Annotated in this window: 1 protein-coding gene; it reads left to right on the top strand. The window is 47.5% G+C overall.

What is annotated here, in order from left to right:
• Positions 1 to 297: hypothetical protein (locus CWC28_RS22055; RefSeq protein WP_171038343.1), on the top strand; the 297-nt coding region annotated here is incomplete at both ends.

The raw sequence follows: 297 nt of genomic DNA, 5'->3' as shown, positions 1-297 counted from the left end.
CACTGAAGGTCAGTCTGGTTCAGGTTTCTTTGCCTTTTGCATTTTTACAGGTGTTGGTGGCAGCGTTTGGTTATCAGTGGTTACAAGGCCTGTTTCGTTGGGCACTCCCCCTCAAATTGCTTAGTCTGGGCTTTATCATCATCATGATTTGGCGCCAGGCGGGAGCAGAGTCTGTTTCTTTTTCCGTGGATAATGGCAATAACTGGCTACTGATCATGGCCTGGTTCAATGGCATTTTCTCCGGCATGTTAACAATGATCACCGATGCGGCCGACTTTACCCGATACCAGAAAAACA

The organism is Pseudoalteromonas sp. S4492, from assembly GCF_005886115.1.
Lineage (GTDB): Bacteria > Pseudomonadota > Gammaproteobacteria > Enterobacterales > Alteromonadaceae > Pseudoalteromonas > Pseudoalteromonas gelatinilytica.
This window is presented reverse-complemented; position numbering and strand designations above follow the sequence as displayed.